The organism is Neolewinella maritima, from assembly GCF_923081025.1.
Taxonomy (GTDB): domain Bacteria; phylum Bacteroidota; class Bacteroidia; order Chitinophagales; family Saprospiraceae; genus Neolewinella; species Neolewinella maritima.
In genome coordinates this window covers 654824-678262 of sequence record NZ_CAKLPZ010000002.1, presented here as the reverse complement: position 1 = coordinate 678262, position 23439 = coordinate 654824, and the positions used below count along the sequence as shown (strand labels likewise).

Here is a 23439-nt window from a genome sequence, read left to right as displayed (position 1 = left end):
CGTTGGTTTAGTCAGCCTGAGCCGTTACGGTAGCTTGATGAACTTACGTACCAGCTGGCGGTCGCCGTCGATGACGCGCAGGCTGTAGGTACCCATCGGCAGGGCCGATACGTCCAGTTTGTCCTGCAGCCAGTCGCCGTCCTTAAGGTAGGTGCGGGTGCGGATCAGGCGTCCGTTGATGTCGGTGATGATCAGCTCTACCTCACCGGTCCGGTCGCTCTGCAACTGGAAGCTGAGGCTACTGGCCGTCGGGTTCGGGAACAGGATCAGTTCGGGCGCGGCCGCTGGTGCGAAGTCTGGGCGGAAGTTGCCGGGTTCCTCCTCATCGGTTCCACCCACGAATCCTTTCTCGCAGTTAACTGCTTTACCACCGAGTCCTGCGGGCAGTGACTTGGTCTGGCTCAGCACCATCTTGTCGATCATGGTGAACGACTCGCGGTTGGCGACGGTCAGGGTGTGTACCCCTTCATCGAGATTGAAGGAAATATCCGTTCCGTTGTCATTGACCTTGACCCACTGGAAGCCTTCGGTGAGCATCTCCGTACCGCCGACAAACTTGGCGAAGTTTACCCAGGGGGAGTCATCGACCTTCACCCAGAAGGAGTTACTGGCACTGCGCCAGGCGTTGATCCGGAAGAATAGGTGGTAGCGTCCTCCTTCGGGCAAGTCTACCGTGGTGGTCAGTTGCGATCCCGGTGTACTGGTCGTAGGTACCGAAAAGCGGGTGGGACCACTGTAGCCGACGAAGGCCTGATTGGACGCACTGCTGCTGGCGCGGGTGAGCCACCTGGTATCGAGTTCGGCACATTCTGCCTCCATCCAACTATTGCCGTCGTAGTCGCTGTCCGTCTCACAGGCATCACCGATACCATCTCCATCGCTGTCGAGCTGGTCTGGATTAAAGGTGGTAGGACAGTTATCACGGAAGTCGAGCACGTAACCACGTGGCTGGTCGCAGGCGGAAACGAAGGTGCGTGGGTCACCGAAGCCATCGTTGTCGAAGTCAGCAAAGAACAGGCGGCGGAAGACGATGGTAGAGTCGAGCGGCGCACAGTCGAACTGATCGGGATTACCGTCATTGTCATCATCGTCGTCACAGGCATCGCCCTGTCCGTCCCGATCGGTATCGAGTTGGTTGGGGTTGGCCACCGTGGGACAGTTATCCTCCGCGTCAGGGATACCGTCGTTATCGGCATCGTCTGGCTCGGGCTCTCCCGCCGTCACGGTGATCTGTACGACGTCCGTAGCGGTAGCGCCATCATCATCGGTCACGGTCAGGGTGACCGCATAGGTGCCGACGGCGAAGGTAGCACTTGGATTAACCCCGGTAAGGGTATCACCATTAGCCCAGGTCCACTGGTAGCTGACGATGGCACCATCCGCATCACTGGATCCACTGCCGTCGAACTGTACGTCCAGTGGTGCTTCTCCGCTAGTCGGCGTGGCGGTGGCTACAGCGACTGGGGCAACGTTGTCAGGCTCCGGCTCAGTCACCGTGATGGTGACCGTGTCCGAGTCCGTAGCGCCGTCATCATCCGTGACCGTCAAGACCACAGCGTAGGTGCCGGCTTCCGTAAAGGTCGCGGTAGTGGTAGGCTCGCTGCTCGTGTCCGCTCCGGGGATCGACCACTGGTAGGAGACGATCGTACCGTCTTCGTCCGTCGAGGCCGTGCCGTCCAGTTGGACTTCCAGCGGTGCGGTACCCGTCGTCGGGGTAGCGGTAGCTACGGCAGTGGGGGCAATATTATCAGGCTCCGGCTCGGTGACCGTAATGGTGACCGTGTCCGAGTCCGTAGCACCATCATCGTCCGTGACCGTCAAGACCACAGCGTAGGTGCCAGCTTCCGTAAAGGTCGCTGTCGTAGTAGGCTCGCTACTCGCGTCTGCTCCAGGGATCATCCATTGGTAGGAGACGATCGTACCGTCTTCGTCCGTCGAGGCCGTGCCGTCCAGCTGGACTTCTAGCGGTGCAGTGCCCGTGGTTGGCGTAGCAGTAGCTACGGCGACCGGGACGATATTGTCAGGCTCCGGCTCGGTCACTGCAATGGTAACTGTGTCCGAGTCCGTAGCGCCATCGTCGTCCGTCACCGTCAGGATGACTTCGTAGGTGCCAGCTTCCGTAAAGGTCGCTGTCGTAGTAGGCTCGCTACTCGCGTCTGCTCCGGGAATCGTCCACTGATAGGAAGCGATCGTACCGTCTTCGTCCGTCGAGGCCGTGCCGTCCAGTTGGACTTCTAGCGGTGCAGTGCCCGTCGTCGGCGTAGCAGTAGCTACGGCGACCGGGGCGATATTATCAGGCTCCGGTTCAGTCACTGCAATGGTGACCGTATCCGAGTCCGTGGCGCCATCGTCGTCCGTCACCGTCAGGATGACTTCGTAGGTACCGGCTGCGAACGTAGCACTTGGATCGACCCCAGTGAGGGTGTCACCATTCGTCCACGTCCACTGGTAGCTGACGATCGAGCCGTCTGCGTCACTGGACCCACTACCGTCGAACTGTACGTCTAGCGGTGCTTCTCCTGTAAGTGGCGTAGCGGTCGCTACGGCAGTGGGGGCAATATTGTCAGGCTCCGGTTCAGTCACTGTAATGGTGACCGTATCCGAGTCCGTAGCGCCGTCATCGTCCGTCACCGTCAGGATGACTTCGTAGGTGCCGGCTTCCGTAAAGGTCGCGGTAGTGGTAGGCTCGCTGCTCGTGTCCGCTCCGGGAATCGACCACTGGTAGGAGACGATCGTACCGTCTTCGTCCGTCGAGGCCGTGCCGTCGAATTGGACTTCTAGCGGTGCGGTGCCCGTGATTGGCGTAGCGGTTGCTACGGCGACGGGGGCGATGTTATCGGGCTCCAGTTCGGTGACGGTGATGGTGACCGTATCCGAGTCCGTGGCTCCACCGTCGTCCGTCACGATCAGCACGACGGGGTAGGTGCCGGCGTCAGCGAAGGTTACGGTTGGCGTGGGCTCGGTGAGGGTATCCTGATTGGGGATGATCCAGGTGTATCCGATGATGGATCCATCTTCATCCGTTGAGCCGGTCGCATCCAACTGTACCACCAGGGGGGCGGTACCTGCCGTCGGTGTAGCGGTGGCTACGGCAGTGGGGGCGATGTTATCCGGGGCTACGACGGTGAGCGTCATAACTTCGAAGTCAGTCGCTCCCTCATTATCGGTGACTGTGAGGGTGATGTCGTAAGCGTTCGGGGTAGTGAAGACCTGATCGACTACCTCGCCGGTAGTAGATCCTCCTTCCCACTCCCACTGGTAGGAGACGATCGTTCCGTCCGGATCGTCACTCTCCGTGGCATCCAGGGTGACGGTAAGCGGGGCGATTCCACTGGTCACGCTGGTCTTACCGCGGGCCATGGGGGGCTGATTGGCCGTATTGCCATCACAGTTCTCATCCTCAGGACCGAAGCCGGTGGGGGTCGACTGTTCCTTGCTGATGTATACTTTGTCCAACTGCGCACCATTCTCACTGAAGGCAATGTCAATGACATTCGTACCGGCCTGTAGCGCAAAGGGACTGTTGGTGCTCTCGTTCCATACAAAGTCTCCATAATCGGTGAAACCGTTCCAGATGAACCAGCTTCCGTCGTTGACGCGTATCCAGAAGGAATCGTCTGCATCAGAACCAGCAAGTACCCGGGCAAACAGGTAGTATGATCCACTCGCGACATCATCCAGGGTAAAGCGCACGCGGTTCTCGGCTTCATCCGCCGGGGGCGTATCGATGGCATCCGGTCCGGTATACGTGACGTAGCGGTTGCCGGAGGCACGGGGGTCTCTACGGGTAGTCCATGAGCTACCTACGGTGGCACATTCCGCCTCGAAGGTGAACGTAGTCGTACCCTCCTCGGCTTCCTCACAGGCATCACCCGTTCCATCGCCGTCAGTATCGAGCTGATCGGGGTTAGCTACCGTAGGGCAGTTATCGTCCGCGTCGGCGATACCGTCGCCGTCGGTGTCCGCTTCACTCGCGAATGCCTCGATGGTGATCACATCGGTCGCCTGACCTCCCCGGTCATCGGTCACGGTCAGGGTCACCTCATAGGTGCCCGCCGCGAAGGTGGCAAAGGCGGCCGGCCCGCTCGCGGAACCGACACCCCAGTTCCAGCTGTAGCTTACGATCTCACCATCCTCGTCCGTCGAGCCGGTACCGATCAGGTTGACTTCCAGGGGGGCTTCTCCGCTAGTGACGTCAGCTGCCGCCACGGCAATTGGCAGGATATTAGCTACCTCGCCTACGGTGACGGTGACCTGATCCGTGGCAGTAGCGCCTTCATTATCGGTTACGGTAAGAACTACGTTGTACACTCCCTCATCGGCTAACTCGATCGCGGGAGTAGCTCCGGTGATAGTCTGTCCATTATAGCTCCAGCTGTAGGACACGATGGTGCCGTCTGAGTCAGTCGAACCACTTCCATCCAACTGCACCTGCAGTGGAGCGGGTCCCTGCGTCGGACTGGCCGTTGCTACGGCTAGCGGACGGCGGTTCCCCTCCGTAGCACCGCAATTGATACTCGGGCTACCCACATCAGTAGGTATAGCATTATCCACGTCGATGTGGATCTTATCGAGTTGCGTGCCGTTCTCCCGGAATGCTACGTCAATCGTATTGTAGCCCTCCGTCATACGGAAGGGACTATTGACGAATTCCGCCCAGTGGTACGTAGGACCTACCTGGATATTCTTCGCCCACAATAGCCACTCGCCGTCATTGACCCGGATCCAGTAGGAGTCATCACTCGGTGTAGGTGCGAGCACCCGGCCGAAGATGTGGTATCGTCCGGCACGGGCCTCCTCCAACACGAAACGGACCCGGTTAGCCGGAATATCCGCCGGGGCGCTGTCCTTAGCCTCCTGTGTGAGACTGACCACGTACCGTCCGTTTGCTGCGTCAGCATCTTCTACGACGGTCCATGCCGATCCGACCTGCGCGCATTCCGCGTCTAGCCAGAATACATTCTCGCCTTCCACCGACGTGTCGCAGATATCACCGATACCGTCGTTGTCTACATCCGTCTGCGTAGGGTTCGGGGTGGTCGGGCAATTGTCCGTATTGTTCGTTACGTAACCCGCGGGCTGAATACAGACCACCAGTGAATCGTTGGGGTCACCGAATCCATCCCGGTCGAAGTCGGCATAGTACACCGCTCCTCCACTGCGGGACGCATCCAGGGGGAAACAGTCCTGCCCGTCGGGTACCCCGTCGTTATCATCATCCAGATCACAGGCATTGCCTACTCCATCTTCATCCAGATCGGCCAGATCCTGGGAGGTCCGGTTGGGGCAGTTGTCCAGGTCATTCGTGACGTAGTTATCGGGCTGTACGCAGTCTAGTACGAAGTCATCCGGATCACCGAAACCATCGCCGTCAAAGTCCGCGTAGTAGGTATTCTGGCTCTGGTCGGGGTTCGGTACCGTGGGGCAGTTGTCCTCCACGTCACGTACACCGTCACCATCGATGTCATTCAGATTGGCCCGTACGGTCACGGTCACCACATCGGTGTCCTTGGCCCCGTCGTCATCGGTGACGGTCAGGGTGACATTATACGTACCGTCCGGGAATACGACCTGGGGTTGCAGACCCACAGCCTTTCCACCGTTCGCCCAGTTCCAGTCGTAGGCAATCAGTGTACCGTCCGGGTCGGACGAAGCCGTACCGTCCAATAATACCGTCAGGGGCCCGAGACCGTCCGTAGGGTCCGCAGTGGCTACGGCAGTAGGCGATTGATTGGGGACATCGCCACAGTTCGTAGCGGGCTGTCCGGCTCCCGTAGGTACCTGATCGGTCTTGCCTACGTGTAGCTTGTCGAGTAGCACGCCATCCTCGCGGTAGGCGATGTCGATCGTAGAGTTGCCGTCGGGGAGGATAAAGGGACTACCCAGGAGCTCATTCCATTCGAAGGTGGTACCCTGGATGATGCCACTGGCCCAGCGCACCCAACTTCCGTCGTTCACGCGAAACCAGAAGGAATCATTGGCGCCACCGTCGGCGAGCACCCGGGCGTAGATGTAGTAGGTACCGGGCTGTGCCCCCTCCACCGTAAAGCGGATACGGTTGGCGGGTACATCAGCCGGCGGCTCATTGGTCGAGTTGCCGGAGGGGTAGACCACGTAGCCGTCCCGGGAGGCATCCAGTCCACTGCGCGTCACCCAGCCGGCTCCGACCGCAGCACACTCGGCTTCGAGCCAGAAGTCGCGGCGGCCGACTACGGAAGGATCACAAGCGTTTCCTATTCCGTCGTTATCCGAATCCAACTGATCGGCATTGGAGATCGCGGGACAGTTGTCCGTATTGTCGAGCACAAAATTTTCGGGCTGGCTACACGCTACGATACTGCTGTCGGGATCACCGTAGCCATCTCCGTCGAAGTCCGCATAGTAGGTACCGAACTGCCCAGCCCGCGGGTTGAAGGGTCCACAGTCATCGACATCGGGGATGCCGTCACCGTCGTCGTCGTCATCACACTGATCACCGATACCGTCACCGTCCGTATCGGTCACGTCGGAGGAGGTGAAGTTGGGACAGTTGTCATTTGCGTTGGACACATAGCCCAGGGGGGCTTCACAGGTTTCGACGAATACGGCTGGATCACCCAGTCCGTCGTTGTCCGTATCCGCGTAGAAGGTGGGTACGATCTGGTTCGGATTAGCGACCAGGGGACAGATGTCGCGGCTGTTCAGGATGCCGTCCCCGTCAGTGTCTTCATCCCCGTTCAGCACCTGCAGGGTAGCCGAGGTAGAGGATTTCGTATTCTCATTATCGGTCACGGTCAGGCTCACCTCGTAGGTACCCGGCGTTTGGAACGTAGCCTGGGGACTGATGCCCTCTGCTTCTCCGGTAGACCACTTCCACTGGTAGTCCGTGATATTACCATCAGTATCCCGCGACTCCGAGCCGTCTAGCGTAACCTTCAGGGGAGCGATACCGTAGGTAGGCCGCAGGTTGATCAGCGCGATCGGCCGCTGGTTGATACTCGCACAGTTGATCGCTTCCTCGCCGAATCCGGTAGGCAACTGGCCATCCAGCGACAGGTAAAGCTTATCGAGCTGGGCGCCATCTTCCCGGTAGGCGATGTCCAGGGTCACCGTGCCGTCGAGCAGGTCGAAAGGTCCCTCTTCACCTACTTCGGTCCATTCCCAGACGTCGTAGGTAAAGCCCTGGTACCAGCGGAACCACTCGCCGCCGTTGAACCGTACCCAGAACGAATCATCGGCTACGCTGGTCGTGTAGGTACGTCCGAACAAGCGGTAGGCACCCGCCTGCACGTTCCGAATGACGAAGGTCAGCTTGTTCGCCGCGATATCTTCGGGGGGCGTCACGGTAGAAGTACCCTGCCCCTGTGGAAATACGACGTACACGCCGGCCGAGGCGCTGTCGCTACGCACCGTTTCCCACTTCGAGCCTACATCGGCACACTCCGCTTCCAGCCAGAATACACTGGTACCGGTAGCCGATCCGTCACAGATGTCCCCCACGCCGTCTCCGTCACTGTCGATCTGGTTGGGGTTAGCGATATCGGGGCAGTTATCCGTATTGTTAGCTACGTAGTTCGAGGGGGGGAGCGCACAGGTGGAAAAGCCATCATTAGGATCACCGAAGCCGTCTCCGTCGAAGTCAGCATAGTAGAATACGGCTACGCCTACCCGTGCATTGAATGGTTCGCAGTCGTCTACGTCCAGTACACCGTCGTTGTCGTCATCCGGATCACAGCCGTCACCCAGTCCGTCGCCATCCGCATCCGCCAGGGTGGTAGAGCTTACCGTAGGGCAATTATCCAGACGGTTAGCCACGTACCCAGGGGGGACTACACAACTCTGTAGGGGTTGATTGGGATCACCGAAGCCGTCCTGATCCAGATCGGCGTAGTACACGGTCGGCGTGGTCACGTTCACGCGCAGGGTCGTTTCGTCACTACCACAGCCGTTCTTACCTCCCACGGTGTAGGTGTAGGTACCCGTGCGGGTGGTGGCGGGATTAAAGCTATCCGGTACCGTTTGTCCATTGAGTGTCCAGGTACCACCACGCTGCGGGTTACCACCCAGTGCGAATAGCCGGTCGTACAGACTGAAGGGCTCACTGGTCCCACATACGCTGGTCGTTCCGCCCGTTCCCGCAGATGGCTCTTCTAGATTGCTGTCGATGCGCACCGTAGCGGTTGCTTCACAACCTCCGGCGCTGGTGGATACCGCGCGGTATTCGCCTACCTCATTGACTACCAGTGTATCGACCCGGCTGATTACCCGGTCGGATTCGTCGTACCAGACCACTGCAGCCGATGTATCGTCCGATACGGCCGTGAGGGTGATGGACTCCACCGAGCAGTTGATCGTGGTCAGCGGTGCTTCGATCCGCAGATTGGAGGGTACGGCCCCTGCAACCACCTCTACCGTACTGGTGAGGGGGCAGTTGGGTGCGGTCGTGGCCAGTGTATAGGTACCTGCAACGGTGACCAGGGGGTTGGCCTCCGTCGAGGTGAAGCCATTTGGTCCAGTCCAGCGGTAGGCACCAGCCGATACGTTGCCCCGTAGTTCCACACTGCCGGTTGTACAGTTCAGCACCTTGGCCTCGCCGTCCGTGTTGGCGTCCACGGTACAGTTAATATCGGTATCGTTTACGGTGAGGGTGAAGGTGGAGCTGGTCGTCAGTTCGTTGTAGTCCGTACCGGTCACCTGTATACGCAGTTGCTTACGCGCATCGGCTACATCGGCCTCGATGGTGAATACACCGGTCAGGCTATCCAGCTGGATCCAGGAGGGCAGCGCTGCGCCACTCGCTAGCTGAGCGGTGTACAGCAGGCGGTTGCCCGCGTACGCCTTGTCGAAGAAGGTGCTTACGTCATACGTTTCTTCCTCGAGCACATCTACGCTCAGGTCGGCGATCTGCCGGGCCGAGGGTACTTCCAGCGGACGCACGTTGATCATATAGATCACGTTGTCCTGCCAGTCACAGTTACCCTGTCCCTGTCCACACCCGTTACCCACATTGTCCTGTAGTACGATGTACTCGTTAGGAATCACGCGGCCGGTACGGTCGATTGCTTTGTAGACTCGTACCCCATTGACCTGCTCCTTCAGGTCACCGTTCAGGTTACCCCCGAGGGAATTGTAGCCGTTGATCGTGATACTAAAGGGTTCTGGCACTACCCGTTCGCGGTCGGCCGCTACGGCATCGATTTCGTTCTTCAACCAGGGAAGCACAGACTGGAACCAGGACGACCCGTGGTCGAACTGTAGCAAGATCTCGTTCGTCCGGCTCCGAAAGGTAGTCGTATTCGCTCCGCGGCTGTGGAAGGCAGCGAGCTGGTAGGCGATCACCTGGATCGAAGGGTCGGCCTGTACGAAGTAGTCGGACAGGATCACATCCCCTTCCCTACCCGATTCCACCCGCTCGGCAGTCAGTGGGTCGGAGCTGGGCCGAATGATCAGCTCACCGTTCTCGTCCCGCCCCATTTCCGTACCGAAGCCCGTCACGTCAAATAACTGCTGGGTGGTGATCTCGGAGCTTCCTTCCGGCGTGTCCATATAGGCACCACTTAGGGTAGCGGTTGCCTCGGTACCGTTGTCTGCATTAGATTCGATAATCAACTGCTCGGTCACTACCCGCCGGTAGGGCGGCTCGTTGACTACGAACTTCAGTTCTACATCCAGGAACTCTCCCCCCGCGATGACCAGGCCTTCTTCGGGCACCGTCACGCCGTCCACGATGAAGTGCTTCGGCGCAGTAGTAGTGAGTCGACGGATGACGAGCGGCGCATTGCCGTCGTTGTAGATCCGCATAGTGTTCTCCAGTCGGGTGATGGTCGTATCCTGTTGGAAGTTGATCGGCCGCCGGATCTTGGTGAACGAATACCAGTTCTCGAAGGGTAGCCCACGGTCGTTGTTCAGCACCGTGGTCCTGTTCTCCAGGCGGATCACCGCACCCGTGCTGGGCACCAGGGTGAAGGAACGAGTAGCCGTACCCGTATTCCCCAATCCATCCGTCACGGTAGCCTTGATCAGGTTACTCTGCGCGGTCACTCCAGTGGGCAGACTGACCTCGAAGGGCCCGGTGTACCGCGTAGGACCGGTACCGTTGAGGGTATAGAAGAGGTCGCCCAGACTACCGCTACCCGACTTATCGGTCGCCGACAGGGTCACCGTAGCCCGTCCGTAGTATTCTCCGGCAGCGTTGGTGTTGCCCCGTACGCGAATGGCGATCTCGGGACTGAAGGCACTGCTGTCTACCGGTACGATATTGACGTACACGATCTTGGTGTTACCGTTGAACGGAGCACCTTCATCGTCAATGGTGAGCCTACCGTCGTTTACGCGCACCGTATCGACGCCAATCGCTAGCGTGCTATTGCCCGAGGGCACGAAGTCGTCGATCAGCACTTCACCCTCCGCGCGGATGGTATGCCGGCTGTTCGTATTGGACGGATCTCCGGCAGCTAGCTGTACCCGGTACAGTCCATTGGGCAGCGCGATTTCCCAGTCCTGGGGATTGTTCTGGCCGAAGGGTTCCAGGCTATTGAACGAGCGCAGTAGTTTGTCCTGATCCGAACTCAGGTCCGTGATGCCCCGCTCGTCACCCCGCGCCGCAGCGGTATTATTGGAGGCTTGCCCCGTAGTGGGATTGATCCAGCCGTAGGTCTGCCCATTGGTACGCCGACCATATCCCAGACCGATATCGGCCAGGTAGCCCGAGGGGGGCGAGAAGGAATCGTCCTGAAAATTGATCTTGATTGTTCCGTTTGCATCCTGTTCGTTCACCGTAGCGGTGACGCGCAGCACGGCCGGCTCGAATCCATCGGCCGTAGCGGTGACGGAACCTTCGTATACCCCGAAGTCCAGCAGGCTGGCATCTACCGTAACGTCGATCAGCTCGCCGTAGCTGTAGCTGCTGGGCAGCACGATCCAGGGGTCGCTTGCCGTGAGCGTGACGGCATCGTCGAGTATATCCGTATTGGCGATCAGGTTGGTCGTGTACTGCGTAGAGGTCTGCCCCACGATCGCATTGACACGGATCGCATCCGGCTCGAAACTCAGGGCGGGCTCCGGCGCTACGTAGGCCTTTACGTTGGTGAGCAGGAACACATAGTCCTGATAGTCTCCATTATCCGCTTCCTCGAACGCCACCAAAAAGGCGTTGGAAATAGGCGCGCCCTGGCGGTCCCGGGCGGGATACACCCGTGCACGGTGGGCGACCCCGCCACTGCGATTGAGGCCGTCTTCCGTGTAGTTGATCCGCGAGGATCCGATCGATGCGGTATAGATACCGAATGCCCCGCGACGGGGCACGAATGTGCTCGACCCCGACCGCAGGTCCGGGTAAAGAGTTTGGGACTGAGCCACGCCATCGGCGAGCACACCTACCTGATTGAGCTTTACCTGCCCGTTGACCCGGTTGTACCAGCCGAAGGGCAGCGCCGCATCGGGGGAGTAGCGGGCCACGGCCACTATACCTACCGGTCCGGTACCGGCCACCTCGAAGAGCGGCTCGAGCACTTCCTGGCCCTGCGCCGTGGGTGCGGTCGTGTTATTTAGACTAGTCCAACCTACGTCCACACCGTAGCCCAGCACATCCACTACATCCTGTAGGGGGGGCTCCAGTCCGTCTCCGTAGCCCAGCGTTTTGAGTCCGTTCAGGCTCACGGTATAGTTCACCGCATCCGTATTCGTGGTGAAGACCAGGCTACTCGGCTGGTAGCCGATGTTGTCCTGGTTGTTGAGCGGCTTATACGTCACGGTATACTCCTGCGCGGCCGCAGGTGCAAGGGTCACTCTCCGGGGGCCCACGAAACTAAAATTACCCGAGAACTGGCTTCCGGGTATGCGCACGTCCGTGATCCGCAGGGGGGCGTTGCCGGTGTTCCTGATGGTCACGACCTCCGTGTCCGTCTGAGGGGCGGGGCCACGCTGTGAGGCTTCAAACAGCAACTCTGCGGGAGTAGCCGTAATGGCGGGGGCTAGCACCAGGCGCGCGGGGGCCACGTTAGTGATCCGTACTACGATATCCTGGTAGTCGAATCCCTCGATGTGCTCCTCGAAGGCGAGAATGTAGATATTGTCTACCCCGGGCTGTTCGTACACCCGTACGTGGTGGGGGATCGCCCCCTCAAAGGTGTTCAGTACATCCTCCGAGTACACGTAGCGATTATCAAAAAACGGCCACCGGCTGTAGAAGCCAAAGATCTTATCGCCCGGGTCGAAGGCCTCGACACTATTGCGCGTAAGCTCGGGCTGCAGGGTACGGGCCTGCGTGTTCTCTACGGTCAGCAGTTCGGAAGCCGTAGCCGCGATACCGCTTTCGTACCAGCCGAAGCCTACCACCGGATTGTTAGCCTTGGGTCCGTAGACGCTCAGCACTTCCAGAGTGACCGGACTTCCGTCCACCGCCCGCTGAAAGTACTGGATCTGCTGCTCGTCACCCAGAAGATCGTTGTAGGTTTTGCCGCCGGGCAGATTGATCCGGTTCGTTGAGATATCCTGATCACCGACCGTGATGGCCAGCCCGTAGGTATCGAAGATTTGCTGTAGCGATGGCTCGTCATTGGCACCGGGCGGGTTGGTGCCCAGGCCACGGAGCTCGATCTCGGCGCTGACCTGCGTATTTTCTCCGGTTACCCGTAGCGTGGCAGTCTTTGACCCGGGCGTGGTGGGGTTAAAGTTGACCAGCACGGTGGCGCGCTGACCCGGATCGATCAGGGTAGGCAGGGTGCTGGCGTTGGCGCGGAACTGATCGGCGTCCGGCCCGGTAATGGCCAGCTTCGGGCGGACCAGGGCGGCATTGCCCCGGTTGATGATATTGATGGCGATGTCTTCGCCCGGCACGCCGTCGGCTACGTCGTCGGTGATGACCGTCAGGGGGTCTACCTCGATGGTCGGCTGGGGGGAGGAGTTGGCGCTGGGGCGCACCAGTACGATACCCTGGCGGCCGTAGTCGGCTACGTAGAGGTTTCCGTTCGCCCGGTCTTCGATCAGGTCCAGGGGGTCCTTGAAGCCAGCGAGTCCGGGGATGCCGATCTTGCTGGTCAGGATGTCACCGTTGGGGCCATTAGGAAGTAGGGCGATGATGTCGTCACCGGCGCTGTAGCGGCATACCAGCAAGGCCCCCTTAAGCTTACCGTCCTCTGCGTCACTGCGGTATTCGATCACGCCGTTGGGGGAAAAGCCGTAGCCGAAATTGAAGGCGTTACCACGGTAGTTAGGATCCGGGCTAACGGAGTTGTCGTAGCCCTCGACGTCTACCGGTCCGCGGTTCAGGACGAACTCGCCCCGCAGGGGGTTCGCATGACCGTAGAATCCGATCCCCTTGGTGGGGTCTACGCGAAACAGAAAGTCCCGTTGGGTATTGTTGCCGAAGGTGGCCGGGATAGGGGGGAACTGCGACTTGCTGTAGTCGTAGAACTCGCCATTGGGCCGGCGGGTACCGTCTACCGAGGCCGGAGTATTGGCACCGCCCGCCGTTCCGTTGGTGGGAATATAGAGCTGACCGTTGCTGTGCCAGGTCAGGTCGAAGGCATTGCGGATACCAGTAGCGAAGATCTTGAGGGGAGCATTGACGAAGTAGGGATTGTATGTACCGTCATCGGGATACTGCACGCCGTTCTCCGTGTAGGTACCCGTACCGGTACCCAGGGTAGGTGAGTTGACGTCGACGGCGTTGATGGCGGCCTGGTCCTGGGTGGTCTTTGCGTCCAGTGGCCACGCGCTGGCGGGGAGCAGGTCGAGATCGAGCCGCAGGGTAGCGGCGGACATCAGGCGTTCTTCCCGCAGACCCCACGAGCGGTCGGGCGCACCGCCGGCGGTGTTACTCCCTACGTTGAAGTAAAGGAAGTTATCCTCTCCTTCCCGGAACGCCAGGCCATTGACCAGGTGGTCGCGCCGCGAGCGGGGCAGATTCTCGATCAACAGGTTTTCTACGCTGAGATCGGGGCCGGACAGGCGGCTGATCTTACCGTCCCAGGCCGGGCCGTTGGTCAGTACGCCTTTGGAATGGCTGACGTAGGCGATGGGCTCCGTCTTTGATGACCGGGGGTCGAACACCAGACCGATCGCCGTGCGCGCACCGTAGGTATCTTCCAGCACCGTGATGGTCTTGCGGTTGGAGAGCGCTCCGCTGCCCTGCTCGTCCAAATCCCAGCGGTCGATGGTACCACTGATCCGCAGGCCGTAGAGGCGGCGATCGGGGCCGATGGCCAGGGAGGTGTAGACCTCCCCGGTGGCTACATTACCTACCTGTACGAAGGACACGCCGTCGAGCGCAGTGCGTTCCTGATCGCTCTCGGCGGCAGTGGTAAAGGTGGCGACGTACCGTTCGAAGGTAGCGCCGGTCAGGTCCTTCACGCCGTCTACCACGAAGCGGTAAGAGGTATTGACCTGCAGGGGGATGGTGGGGGTAAGGTTGATCGCGTCACCACCTCCGGTACCGTTGGCTGCCGAAGGGATCTCGTTGCCGGTAGCGACTTCGAAAAGCTTGACCGTACGGCTGTTGACCGTATTATTGTCGACTCCAAAAATACCGTCCTTACCGTTGGGCAGGAACAGGTCGTTGGCCGAGATCGAGGTGGTCAGGCTCACGTTCTGGGCCCCGTTGGCGGGAATACTACCCTTGACGGAGGGCGTGCCACCGGTCTGCCAGAAGTCCGCCGCCCCGTGGGTCGCCGCCGCGAGAGAAACGGGGGATAGCTGCGCCAGGAAGAGCAGGGCAAGCAGCAGGGTGAGTTTTACTGAAACAGGTAAAGTGTTATTCATAGATGCTTTTTTCAGTGGAGACGGGCGGGGTCTGATCCGGTACAGTCTCACTACGGTCGCTTGCTGGGGCAGCGGCCGTATTGTCTAAAAAACCTAGGCTAGATGGGTCGACGGTATACACCTACCTCCGGAAGAGACGGCTGGAATGCACCGGCCGTAAGGATCTGGGAAGTATAGTTTGATTGTTTACTCAACACTGACTCAGGGATACACGGTCGGGACTCATCGGTACTTAACTGTAAAATCGACCAAAACATTGGATTAATACGTCACAACCGAGTGAATACACGGTGAAATACGGGGGCGGTAGGGCAACAGATTTATTTCGCGACCTCTTTTCACCTCTGACCTAACGATCCCCCTGCCCCGCTGTTTAGTAGCAGTCGCTACATCCGGCGGTATGGGGGAGTGATGTGCGTATTTGTCAGTTCACCGCCAATTGCCCCGCACCTGCGGCCCCGCCCCGCTGTCAGAGGACCCGGCGGTACAGCTTCCGGTCATCCAGCGTACCAAATTCGCGCTAGGTGCCGTTAATCAGCGGGAACCCCGTCGCATCCGGACGCTGTCAGGCTCCCAAACTGTGCTTACCGCTTATGCTGTACGCTACTCATCAACTAGTACCCAACTAACGTCCTCCTGTCCGCTACGATACGATGCCACCCATCAGAACGGGAAGCGTATCGACCTCCTTGTCTTTACCCCGATAGTGTGCCGCCCCGACACATAGAGGCCGGAGGCGTGCGTGTTCTATCTTTGTTGCCCCAAGTCCTTTCCCGTATGCGCCCACTCCTCTTTGTATCTCTCTTGTTTCTCCTCCTGTGCAGCAGTTGCGTTTCGTATAGCGAGTTGGTCAATTTCGAAAGCATTGAGGCGGAGCGGGAGCGGATCGAGACGATCGACAACGCGCTGACGCTGCACATCCAGCCGCGGGACCTGCTGCGCATCCAGGTAATAAGCGTCAATCCAGATGCGGCACTGCCCTTCAACGACCAGGCGCTCACCGGCGGGCTCGGGCAGGTGAGCAACCAGAACCTACAGTTGTTCTCTGGCTACCTGGTGGACGAGGACGGCTTCATCGACCTGCCCCTGCTGGGCCGGGTGGAGGCCGCCGGGCAAACGGTAGAGTCGCTACAGTTCCTGATCCGCGGCAAACTGGAAAGCTACCTGGTGGAGCCAGTAGTCAACGTACGCTACCTCAACTTCAAGGTGACGGTGATCGGAGAGGTGACCCAGCCCGGCGTGATCGCCCTGCCCAATAGCCGGGTGACGGTGCTGGAGGCCATCGGCCTGGCGGGGGACCTGACGGACTACGCCAACCGCAACTCGGTGCTGGTGGTACGGGAGCAGGATGGCGAGCGCAGCTACAAACGACTCAATTTTCAAAATGACGAGATCTTCTCCTCGGAGTTTTACTACCTCAAGCAGAACGATGTCATCTACGTAGAGCCGATCCGGGCCCGTACGGCTACGGTGCAGGATCCCGCCCAGCGCTTCGTAAGTTATATCACCCCCGTGATCTCCGTGGCGGGTCTCATTATCGCGCTCACCCGCGGAAGATAAGGCAATGCCCTACTGGCTAACCCGACAACACTATGAAAAACGTTCCTGAAAACTTCGCCGCCCCGCTGCGTCCCCCCGGAACCGGTGGCGGCACGGGAGGCTTCGCCCCGGCAGTGGGCATGGACTACGCGGCGCTGGTGCAACGCTTCCTGCGCAACTGGATCTGGTTCGTGCTGGCCATCGGCGTGGCACTCACGCTGGCCTTCCTGTACCTGCGCTACACCACACCCATCTACGAGGCGAAGATGTCCATGCTCATCGAGGAGCAAAGCTCGGGCACGCCCGGACTCTCCACCGAGGCTATTACGCAGGAGTTGGGCTTCCAGAACAGCTACGTGATCGACAACGAGATCTACATGCTGCGCTCCAACTACATGATGGAGCGGGTAGTGCGTGCACTGGGGCTACATACGGCATACATCCACCAGGGCGCGGTACGCAATACGGAGGTCTACCAACCCAAAGACTACCAACTCGTGCGTACGGACACCGTGCGGGAGGCCGATCCGGAGCTAGTCAAGTACGGCGCCGTATTCGTGCGCTTCGATAGTCCGGAGGAGTTCTCGCTGGTACGCGGTGATGGCGATACTACCACGATGCGCTACAACCAATCGTTCCCGATCGGTACCCGCAGCTACCGCCTGGAACGCGTGGCGGGTAGGGAAATCGAAGATGCGGTATCCCTGTACGAGATCGAGGTCATGGACCCCGCCCTGGTCGCCAAGAAGTACGCCGGCGAGCTCACGGTCACCCAGGTCGAACGCTCCGGCGTGGTCAACCTGTCGCTTACCGATCCGGTAGCGAAAAAGGCCCGCGATATCCTCAATACGCTCGTGGCCGTGTACGAGCAGCAGATCCTGGAGCAGCAGAGCCAGACCGGCGCTAAGACGCTGGCCTTCCTCACCGAGCGACTCGACTTCGTGACGCAGGAGCTGGATGCGGTGGAGACCTCCATGGCGCAGTTTCGCCAGAGCGCTAACCTGAACGTGGACCTGCAGACGCAGGGTGCCGATTACCTGGCACGGGTCAATACCGTAGATCAGTTGCTCGCCGAGCAGCAGGTGCGGCGTGGATTGCTGCAGGATATCGAGTCTACCCTGACCGAGGGCAACGACTACCGGGCCCTGCCACTGGCCTCGGAGGTGATCCCGCCGGTGCTGACGGAGCTCATCACCCAGTACAACGAGATCGTCTTCATGCGCGATCAGACCCTGGAGGGCGTGACCCTCAACCACCCCACGGTGGCGAGTTTTACCGAACAGCTGGATGTGCAGAAGAGCACCATCATGCGCAGTGTGAATGTGCTCAAGCAGGAGAGTGACGAGCGCATCGCCAACCTAAAGGCCCGTCTGGCACCCATCGAGCGCAAACTAAGCCGGCTACCGGCCAACGAGCAGCGCTTTCTGGAGATCATGCGTGACCAGACCATCAAGAGCAACCTGTATACTTACCTGCTGACCCGCCGGGAAGAAGCTGCGCTGACGGTAGCCGCCCAGGTATCGAACACCCGCATTCTGGACCGCGCCTCTAGTGGATCGAACCCCATCTCTCCGTACCGCCCGATGATCTACCTGATGGCCTTCGGTATGGGGCTGATCGTGCCCGCCGGTGCGATCTTCCTGCGCGAGTTGTTCGGTAAGACCGTCGTGACCGAAAAGGAAATTACGGACTACCTGCCCTACTCCATCGTGGGCCGTGTAGTGACGAGCTCCAAGAAGGAGTCTCTGCAGATGATCGAGAACAACCGCAGCGCCCTGGCCGAATCGTTTCGGCAACTGCGGACCAACCTCGGCTTTTTGCTGCCCGACGGGCCGGCGGCCACGGTGTTGATCACGTCCAGCGTCAGCGGGGAGGGCAAAAGCTTCATCTCTTCCAAACTCAGCGCCGCGCTAGCCCTGACCAAGAAGCGTGTCGTGGTCATAGGACTGGATATGCGCAAGCCGAAACTGGCCGAGATGGTACTGGATGAATCTAAAACAAACCGCAACGTAGGGCTATCGAACTACCTGGTGGGCAAGTCGACCTACGAGGAGATCATCACCCCCACCCCCTACGAGCGGCTGTGGATCATCCCCAGTGGTCCGCTGCCCCCCAACCCGGCGGAATTACTTACGGAGGAGCGGATGGGTACCCTGATGGAACGGCTGCGCCAGGACTACGACGTGATCATCCTGGATGCTCCGCCGGTCGGGATCGTGACCGACGGTTTACTCATGAAGGACCACGTAGACGTTACGCTGTTCGTAGCCCGTATCGGCGTGACACCGAAGAAGAGCATGCAGTACATCAATGAGCTGGCTACGTCCGGTAACTTACACCGGATCAACCTGGTGATCAATGGCATCGACCCTAAGGCCGCCTACGGTTACGGCTACGGCTACTACGAATAACCAGCTTCTGAATGCTTGCAGCTTTACGTAATCGGTTCCCCCTGATCATGAAGTGGGGGAAACTCATCGGGGTGACCGGGGGGGCGCAGATCCTCATTCAGGGCCTAGGGTTTTTGGTCGGCATCTACATCATCCGCATTCTCTCGCAGGAGCAGTACGCCTACTATACCCTGGCCAATACAATGCTGGGCACGATGACGGTGCTGGCTGACGGCGGTATCTCTACCGGTGTCATGGCCGAAGGTGGCAAGGAGTGGAAGGACCGTGACGAACTGGGGGCAATCCTGGCCACCGGCATGCAGATGCGCCGGCAGTTTGCTATCGGTAGTCTGCTGGTCTCCATACCGGTGCTTTACTACCTACTGCACAGTCAGGGCCTCCTGTGGTGGGAGTCGAGTCTACTCATCCTCTGTCTGATCCCCGCCTTCCTGGCAGCTCTGTCCGGCTCGCTGCTTCAGATCGTACCACGGCTCCACCAGAACATCAACGAACTGCTCAAGATCAACGTGCAGCTCAATGTGGTGCGGCTCGTGCTCACCCTCCCGCTGCTACACTTCCTTCCCCTGGCTTCGCTGGCGATACTGGCTTCGAGCATCGGGCAGTGGGTGAGTAACATACAATTGCGCAAGCTGTCGCTCAAGAAGGCCAACTGGAAGGCAGCACCTACCGCCGAGTACCGCAGGCGGATCATGGCCAAGGTCAAAAAGATCCTGCCCGGCAGCATCTACTACTGCATTTCGGGGCAGATCACCGTGTGGCTCGTTGCCTTTTTCAGCGATACGGATAGCGTAGCCGAGATCGGGGCGCTCTCCCGCCTCATGATGCTGCTGTCACTGGTGAAGCTATCGGTCGACATGCTGATCGTGCCGCGCTACGCCCGGCTGCCGTCGGATAAGAAGACCGTGATCCTCCGCTTCTTTCAGGTGCTGGCTTTGCTCACGGGGGTGTCCGTCCTTATCGTAGGGGCCGTGTACCTCTTCCCCAATGTATTCCTCTGGATCCTCGGGGGGCAGTACATGAACCTGGACTACGAGGTCGTCCTAATGACGATCAGTAGTTGTATCATGCTCGTCAGCGGAGTGGGCTACATGTTGGCAAGCTCGCGCGGTATTATCCCTAACCCGTACCTATTCATTCTGGTCAACGTTGTGAGTCAGGTGTTGATCCTGTACTTCCTGGTGGACTACACCACACTGGCTGGTGTGATCCTCTTTTCCATTTACGGAGCCATCCTCAACCTGGTGTACCGGGTAGTCGATTTCCTCTACCAGACGCTGGTGAAAGTGGACTGGAGTACGGAGGGCTCCTAACCTAAAGCCCGTAGTGCACGTTACCGGCAGGTAAGGGAGACGCTATCCTGCGGTTTTCTGTTCTACTTAAGAGATTCCATCTAAGCGTCCACGCATGTTATGAAGATCCTTACCACACTCGCCGAACGTGACTATTTCCTAGGTCTGGCCGCCCTCCTCAACTCGGTGGTGGCGCAGGGCACGCATATCGACAAGGTGATCGTCGGGTACCGGGAGGCCCTACCGGACTGGCTCCCCCCCCTGCAGAATTCGCAGCACGGCAAGTCCTTTTCTACCCCTTCAGGATTACAGGTCGAGTTGGTAGAACTCAACGGAAGCCTGCACATGGTGCACGAGAAACCAAAGTGGTTTCTGCACGTCACTGAGACCCTGGCCCCCGATGCGAGCGAATACTACTTCTTCGACTCCGATATCGTGGTCAATAGCCGCATGAGCTTCTACGGGGAGTGGGCCCGGCAGGGCATCGCCCTGTGTGGCGACGTCAATTTTCACTTTCACCGCTACCACCCCATCCGCAAGCAGTGGGCGGCAATTGCGCGTGCGCAGGGGCGCGAGGTGGTCAATGAACTGGACGAGTACTACAACAGTGGCTTCCTGGGCTGGACGCGGGAGACCAAGCAGTTCATTCACGACTGGAACGATGCCTTTGCCATGCTCTCGCCCCACAGCGGCGACATGAACCAGTTCCGGGTCTTCGACCGCACGGCCGTCGTACTCAGCACCAATCAGGATTCGTTGAACCTGGCCGCCATGATCACCGAGCAGCCCATCTCTCCCATCGGCCCGGAAGCCATGGGATTCATTTACGGCCTGCGCCTGATGCACCATCCCATCGGCCCCAAGCCCTGGACCCGCAACTTCATCCCTGAGTTCTTTGCCGGACGTCCCCCCCGGGAGGCCGACCTGATCTTCTGGCAGCATGTTAACGGCTCAGAACTACAACCCGTCTCCGCCGGCAAGGTCCAGTGGATGGAAGCCCAACTGAAGATGCTGCGCTTCGGCGGCCGCTTCTACAAGAGCATCTGATAGCACCATGGCTAAGCTTCTCTTCCTCTGTGGCTCACTGGTCCCCGGCCGTGACGGCGTAGGCGACTACACCCGCCGCCTGGCTGCCCAGTTGCGCGCATTCGGCAATGAAGTAGCCCTTGTAAGTCTCTACGATAAGGAAGTCAGCAAGCCCCGGCGGGAAGACCAGACCAGTGGGCAAACGGCCGTACCCACCTTCCGCATCCCCTACGCTAGTCCGGTCACCGATCGCGCACGGCTCCTGCAGCAGGAAGTGGACCGCTACGTGCCCGACTGGATCAGCCTACAGTATGTCCCCCACGGATACAACAAATACGGCCTTCCGGCGGGCCTGCTCTACGTACTAGCCCGCCTGCGTAGCCGGGCCGCCCGCCACCTGATGTTTCACGAACTTTGGATCACTCCCCACCCGGGCTTCCAGCCCAAGGAGCAGTTCATTCACCACCTCGAGCGGCAGTCCGTACGCTACTTACTGAGCTCCGCCTATGCCGCCCGCGTCGTACATACGCACCTGCCGGCCTACGGGGCACACCTGGAAGCAGAGGGAGCCGAAGTAAGTCCCCTGCCCCTGTTCGCCAACGTAAGTGGCCAGGGATATTCCGCGCCCGGATCCGGGAATGATCGGATCTATACCGCTGCCTTCTTCAGTCAGTTAGCGACGCCGCCCGCGGTGATCACGTTCCTTCAGCAATTGCAACGACACCTTGCCGGCCGGGACACGTCACTACGCATTGCCCTACTGGGCGGAGCACCGGACCGAGTCGCCCACGCGGCGGCAGCGCTACAGGAGGCCCTGCCGGAAGCCACTATAGATCCTACCGGATTTCTACCCACCGCGGAGCTTTCGCGACGGCTGGCGGAGGCTGACCTGGGCGTCACCCCCGTCAAGCACCACGAGATCGGCAAGAGCGGCACGGTGGCCGCCTTCCTGAGTCACCGCCTGCCGGTAGCCGCTCCCGTGCGTACGGAGACCACTCCGAGTTTCTTCGTGCCGCAACTCAATGCAGCGGTACTCACCTCCTTCTCGGCCGCTGCGCTGTCTGATGCCCAGGCGGCGGCCCAATCACTTGATACTCAGCTTATCGCTGTTCCTCACATCGCCGCTATCTTTGCCCGCGACCTCACGGCGGTCCCGGGTACGGCATCCGTAACTCACCCCTTTATCCACCCAGCTCTCTCCGAATGATTACTGTTTCTCACCCCACTGGGAATGCTAACCTACGTGCCGCTATTGACGGCATGGAGGCCGCCGGCATCCTCAGCCACTACTATACCGCTATTGCCACCTACCCCGGCAATGCCTTCGACTGGCTCAGCAAGATCGGCCCGCTCGAAGACTTCAGCCGCCGGTCATTTTCTCCCGGACTAGCCAGTAAAACTCAGGTACATCCCTGGAAGGAGCTGGGCCGCCTGCTCGCCTCCAAGACCGGGATGCGCTCGCTTACCCAACACGAAACCGGTCTGCTCTCCGTAGACGCCGTCTACCAGAGCATCGACGAATACGTAGCCGGTCGCCTCATCAAGGAGCAGCCCAAAGCGGTGTACGCCTACGAAGACGGTGCGGCCACCTCCTTCGAGCGGGCCCGTCAGCTGGGCATCGCCACCCTGTACGACCTGCCGATCGGCTACTGGCGCACCGCCCGCCGCATGCTCAACGAGACCATCGCCGAGTACCCCGAGTGGGCTACGACCATCAAGGGCGTGCTGGACTCCCCCGAAAAGGTAGCCCGCAAGGACCGCGAACTGGAACTGAGCGACCAAATCTTCGTAGCCAGCACCTTTACGGCCGATTCCCTCAAGGACTATCCCGGTAAGCTCGCCCCCGTACACATCATCCCCTACGGCTTCCCCACGCCCATCCAGAACCGGCAGTACGACTCCGTCGGTCAGCGCCCCCTGCGGCTGCTCTTCGTAGGCGGACTCTCCCAGCGCAAGGGCATCGCCGAACTCTTCGCCGCCGTAGATCACTTCGGTGACAAGGTGACGCTCACCGTAGTGGGCCGCAAGGTAGCCGAAGACTGTGCCCCCCTCAACGCCGCCCTGGCCAAGCACCGCTACATCCCCAGCATGCCCCACCAGCAGGTCCTGGCCCTCATGCGCGAGCACGATCTGCTGGTCTTCCCCTCCCACTTCGAAGGCTTCGGTCTGGTCATGACGGAGGCTATGTCACAGGGTACACCAGTCATTACCACCGAGCGTACCGCCGGGCCCGACATCATCGAGCACGGTGAGGACGGATACATCGTACCAGCGGGATCCACCGAGGCACTCATCAACCAGATCGACGAGTTGGTCTCCCGTCCCGAGCGGGTCGCCGAGGTCGGCCGCGCCGCCTCCCGGCGTGCCGCTCAGCGCCCCTGGTCGGCCTACGGACACGAACTCGCCGTAGCCATACAGGACGTTCTGCGCTAGTC

The 23439-nt window shown here is 59.8% G+C and carries 7 protein-coding genes; 6 read left to right on the top strand and 1 reads right to left on the bottom strand.

Annotated elements, in window-relative coordinates:
- Positions 1-24 precede the first annotated feature (24 nt).
- Positions 25-14739 carry a PKD domain-containing protein gene (locus tag MJQ68_RS11165; protein WP_238751192.1) on the bottom strand — a complete coding sequence of 4905 codons (14715 nt, stop codon included), beginning with the start codon at positions 14737-14739 and terminating at the stop codon, positions 25-27.
- Between the two features lie 777 nt (positions 14740-15516).
- Between MJQ68_RS11165 and MJQ68_RS11160 the strand changes: the two genes are divergently transcribed.
- The 6 genes from MJQ68_RS11160 to MJQ68_RS11135 all read left to right on the top strand — a co-directional run bounded on the left by MJQ68_RS11160 (position 15517) and on the right by MJQ68_RS11135 (position 23437).
- Positions 15517-16299 (top strand): polysaccharide biosynthesis/export family protein, encoded by a 783-nt coding sequence (locus MJQ68_RS11160; RefSeq protein WP_238751191.1) that lies wholly within the window; start codon positions 15517-15519, stop codon positions 16297-16299.
- A 32-nt stretch (positions 16300-16331) separates the two neighbouring features.
- Positions 16332-18689, top strand: coding sequence for a GumC family protein (locus tag MJQ68_RS11155; RefSeq protein WP_238751190.1), 2358 nt, complete (start codon positions 16332-16334; stop codon positions 18687-18689).
- Positions 18690-18736: 47 nt separating this feature from the next.
- Positions 18737-19999, top strand: coding sequence for a lipopolysaccharide biosynthesis protein (locus tag MJQ68_RS11150; protein WP_238751189.1), 1263 nt, complete (start codon positions 18737-18739; stop codon positions 19997-19999).
- 99 nt (positions 20000-20098) lie between these two features.
- Positions 20099-21025, top strand: coding sequence for a hypothetical protein (locus tag MJQ68_RS11145; protein ID WP_238751188.1), 927 nt, complete (start codon positions 20099-20101; stop codon positions 21023-21025).
- A 7-nt stretch (positions 21026-21032) separates the two neighbouring features.
- Positions 21033-22211, top strand: a complete 1179-nt coding sequence (locus MJQ68_RS11140; protein WP_238751187.1) for a glycosyltransferase — start codon at positions 21033-21035, stop codon at positions 22209-22211.
- A complete protein-coding gene (locus MJQ68_RS11135) occupies positions 22208-23437 on the top strand; it encodes a glycosyltransferase family 4 protein (protein ID WP_238751186.1) in 1230 nt (409 codons plus the stop codon). Before MJQ68_RS11140 ends, MJQ68_RS11135 begins: the two co-directional genes overlap by 4 nt.
- The last annotated feature ends 2 nt before the right edge of the window (positions 23438-23439 follow it).

Coding starts and splice junctions, on each gene's coding strand:
- MJQ68_RS11165 (WP_238751192.1), bottom strand. CDS start 14,739: ATGAATAACACTTTACCTGTTTCAGTAAAACTCACCCTGCTGCTTGCC.
- MJQ68_RS11160 (WP_238751191.1), top strand. CDS start 15,517: ATGCGCCCACTCCTCTTTGTATCTCTCTTGTTTCTCCTCCTGTGCAGC.
- MJQ68_RS11155 (WP_238751190.1), top strand. CDS start 16,332: ATGAAAAACGTTCCTGAAAACTTCGCCGCCCCGCTGCGTCCCCCCGGA.
- MJQ68_RS11150 (WP_238751189.1), top strand. CDS start 18,737: ATGAAGTGGGGGAAACTCATCGGGGTGACCGGGGGGGCGCAGATCCTC.
- MJQ68_RS11145 (WP_238751188.1), top strand. CDS start 20,099: ATGAAGATCCTTACCACACTCGCCGAACGTGACTATTTCCTAGGTCTG.
- MJQ68_RS11140 (WP_238751187.1), top strand. CDS start 21,033: ATGGCTAAGCTTCTCTTCCTCTGTGGCTCACTGGTCCCCGGCCGTGAC.
- MJQ68_RS11135 (WP_238751186.1), top strand. CDS start 22,208: ATGATTACTGTTTCTCACCCCACTGGGAATGCTAACCTACGTGCCGCT.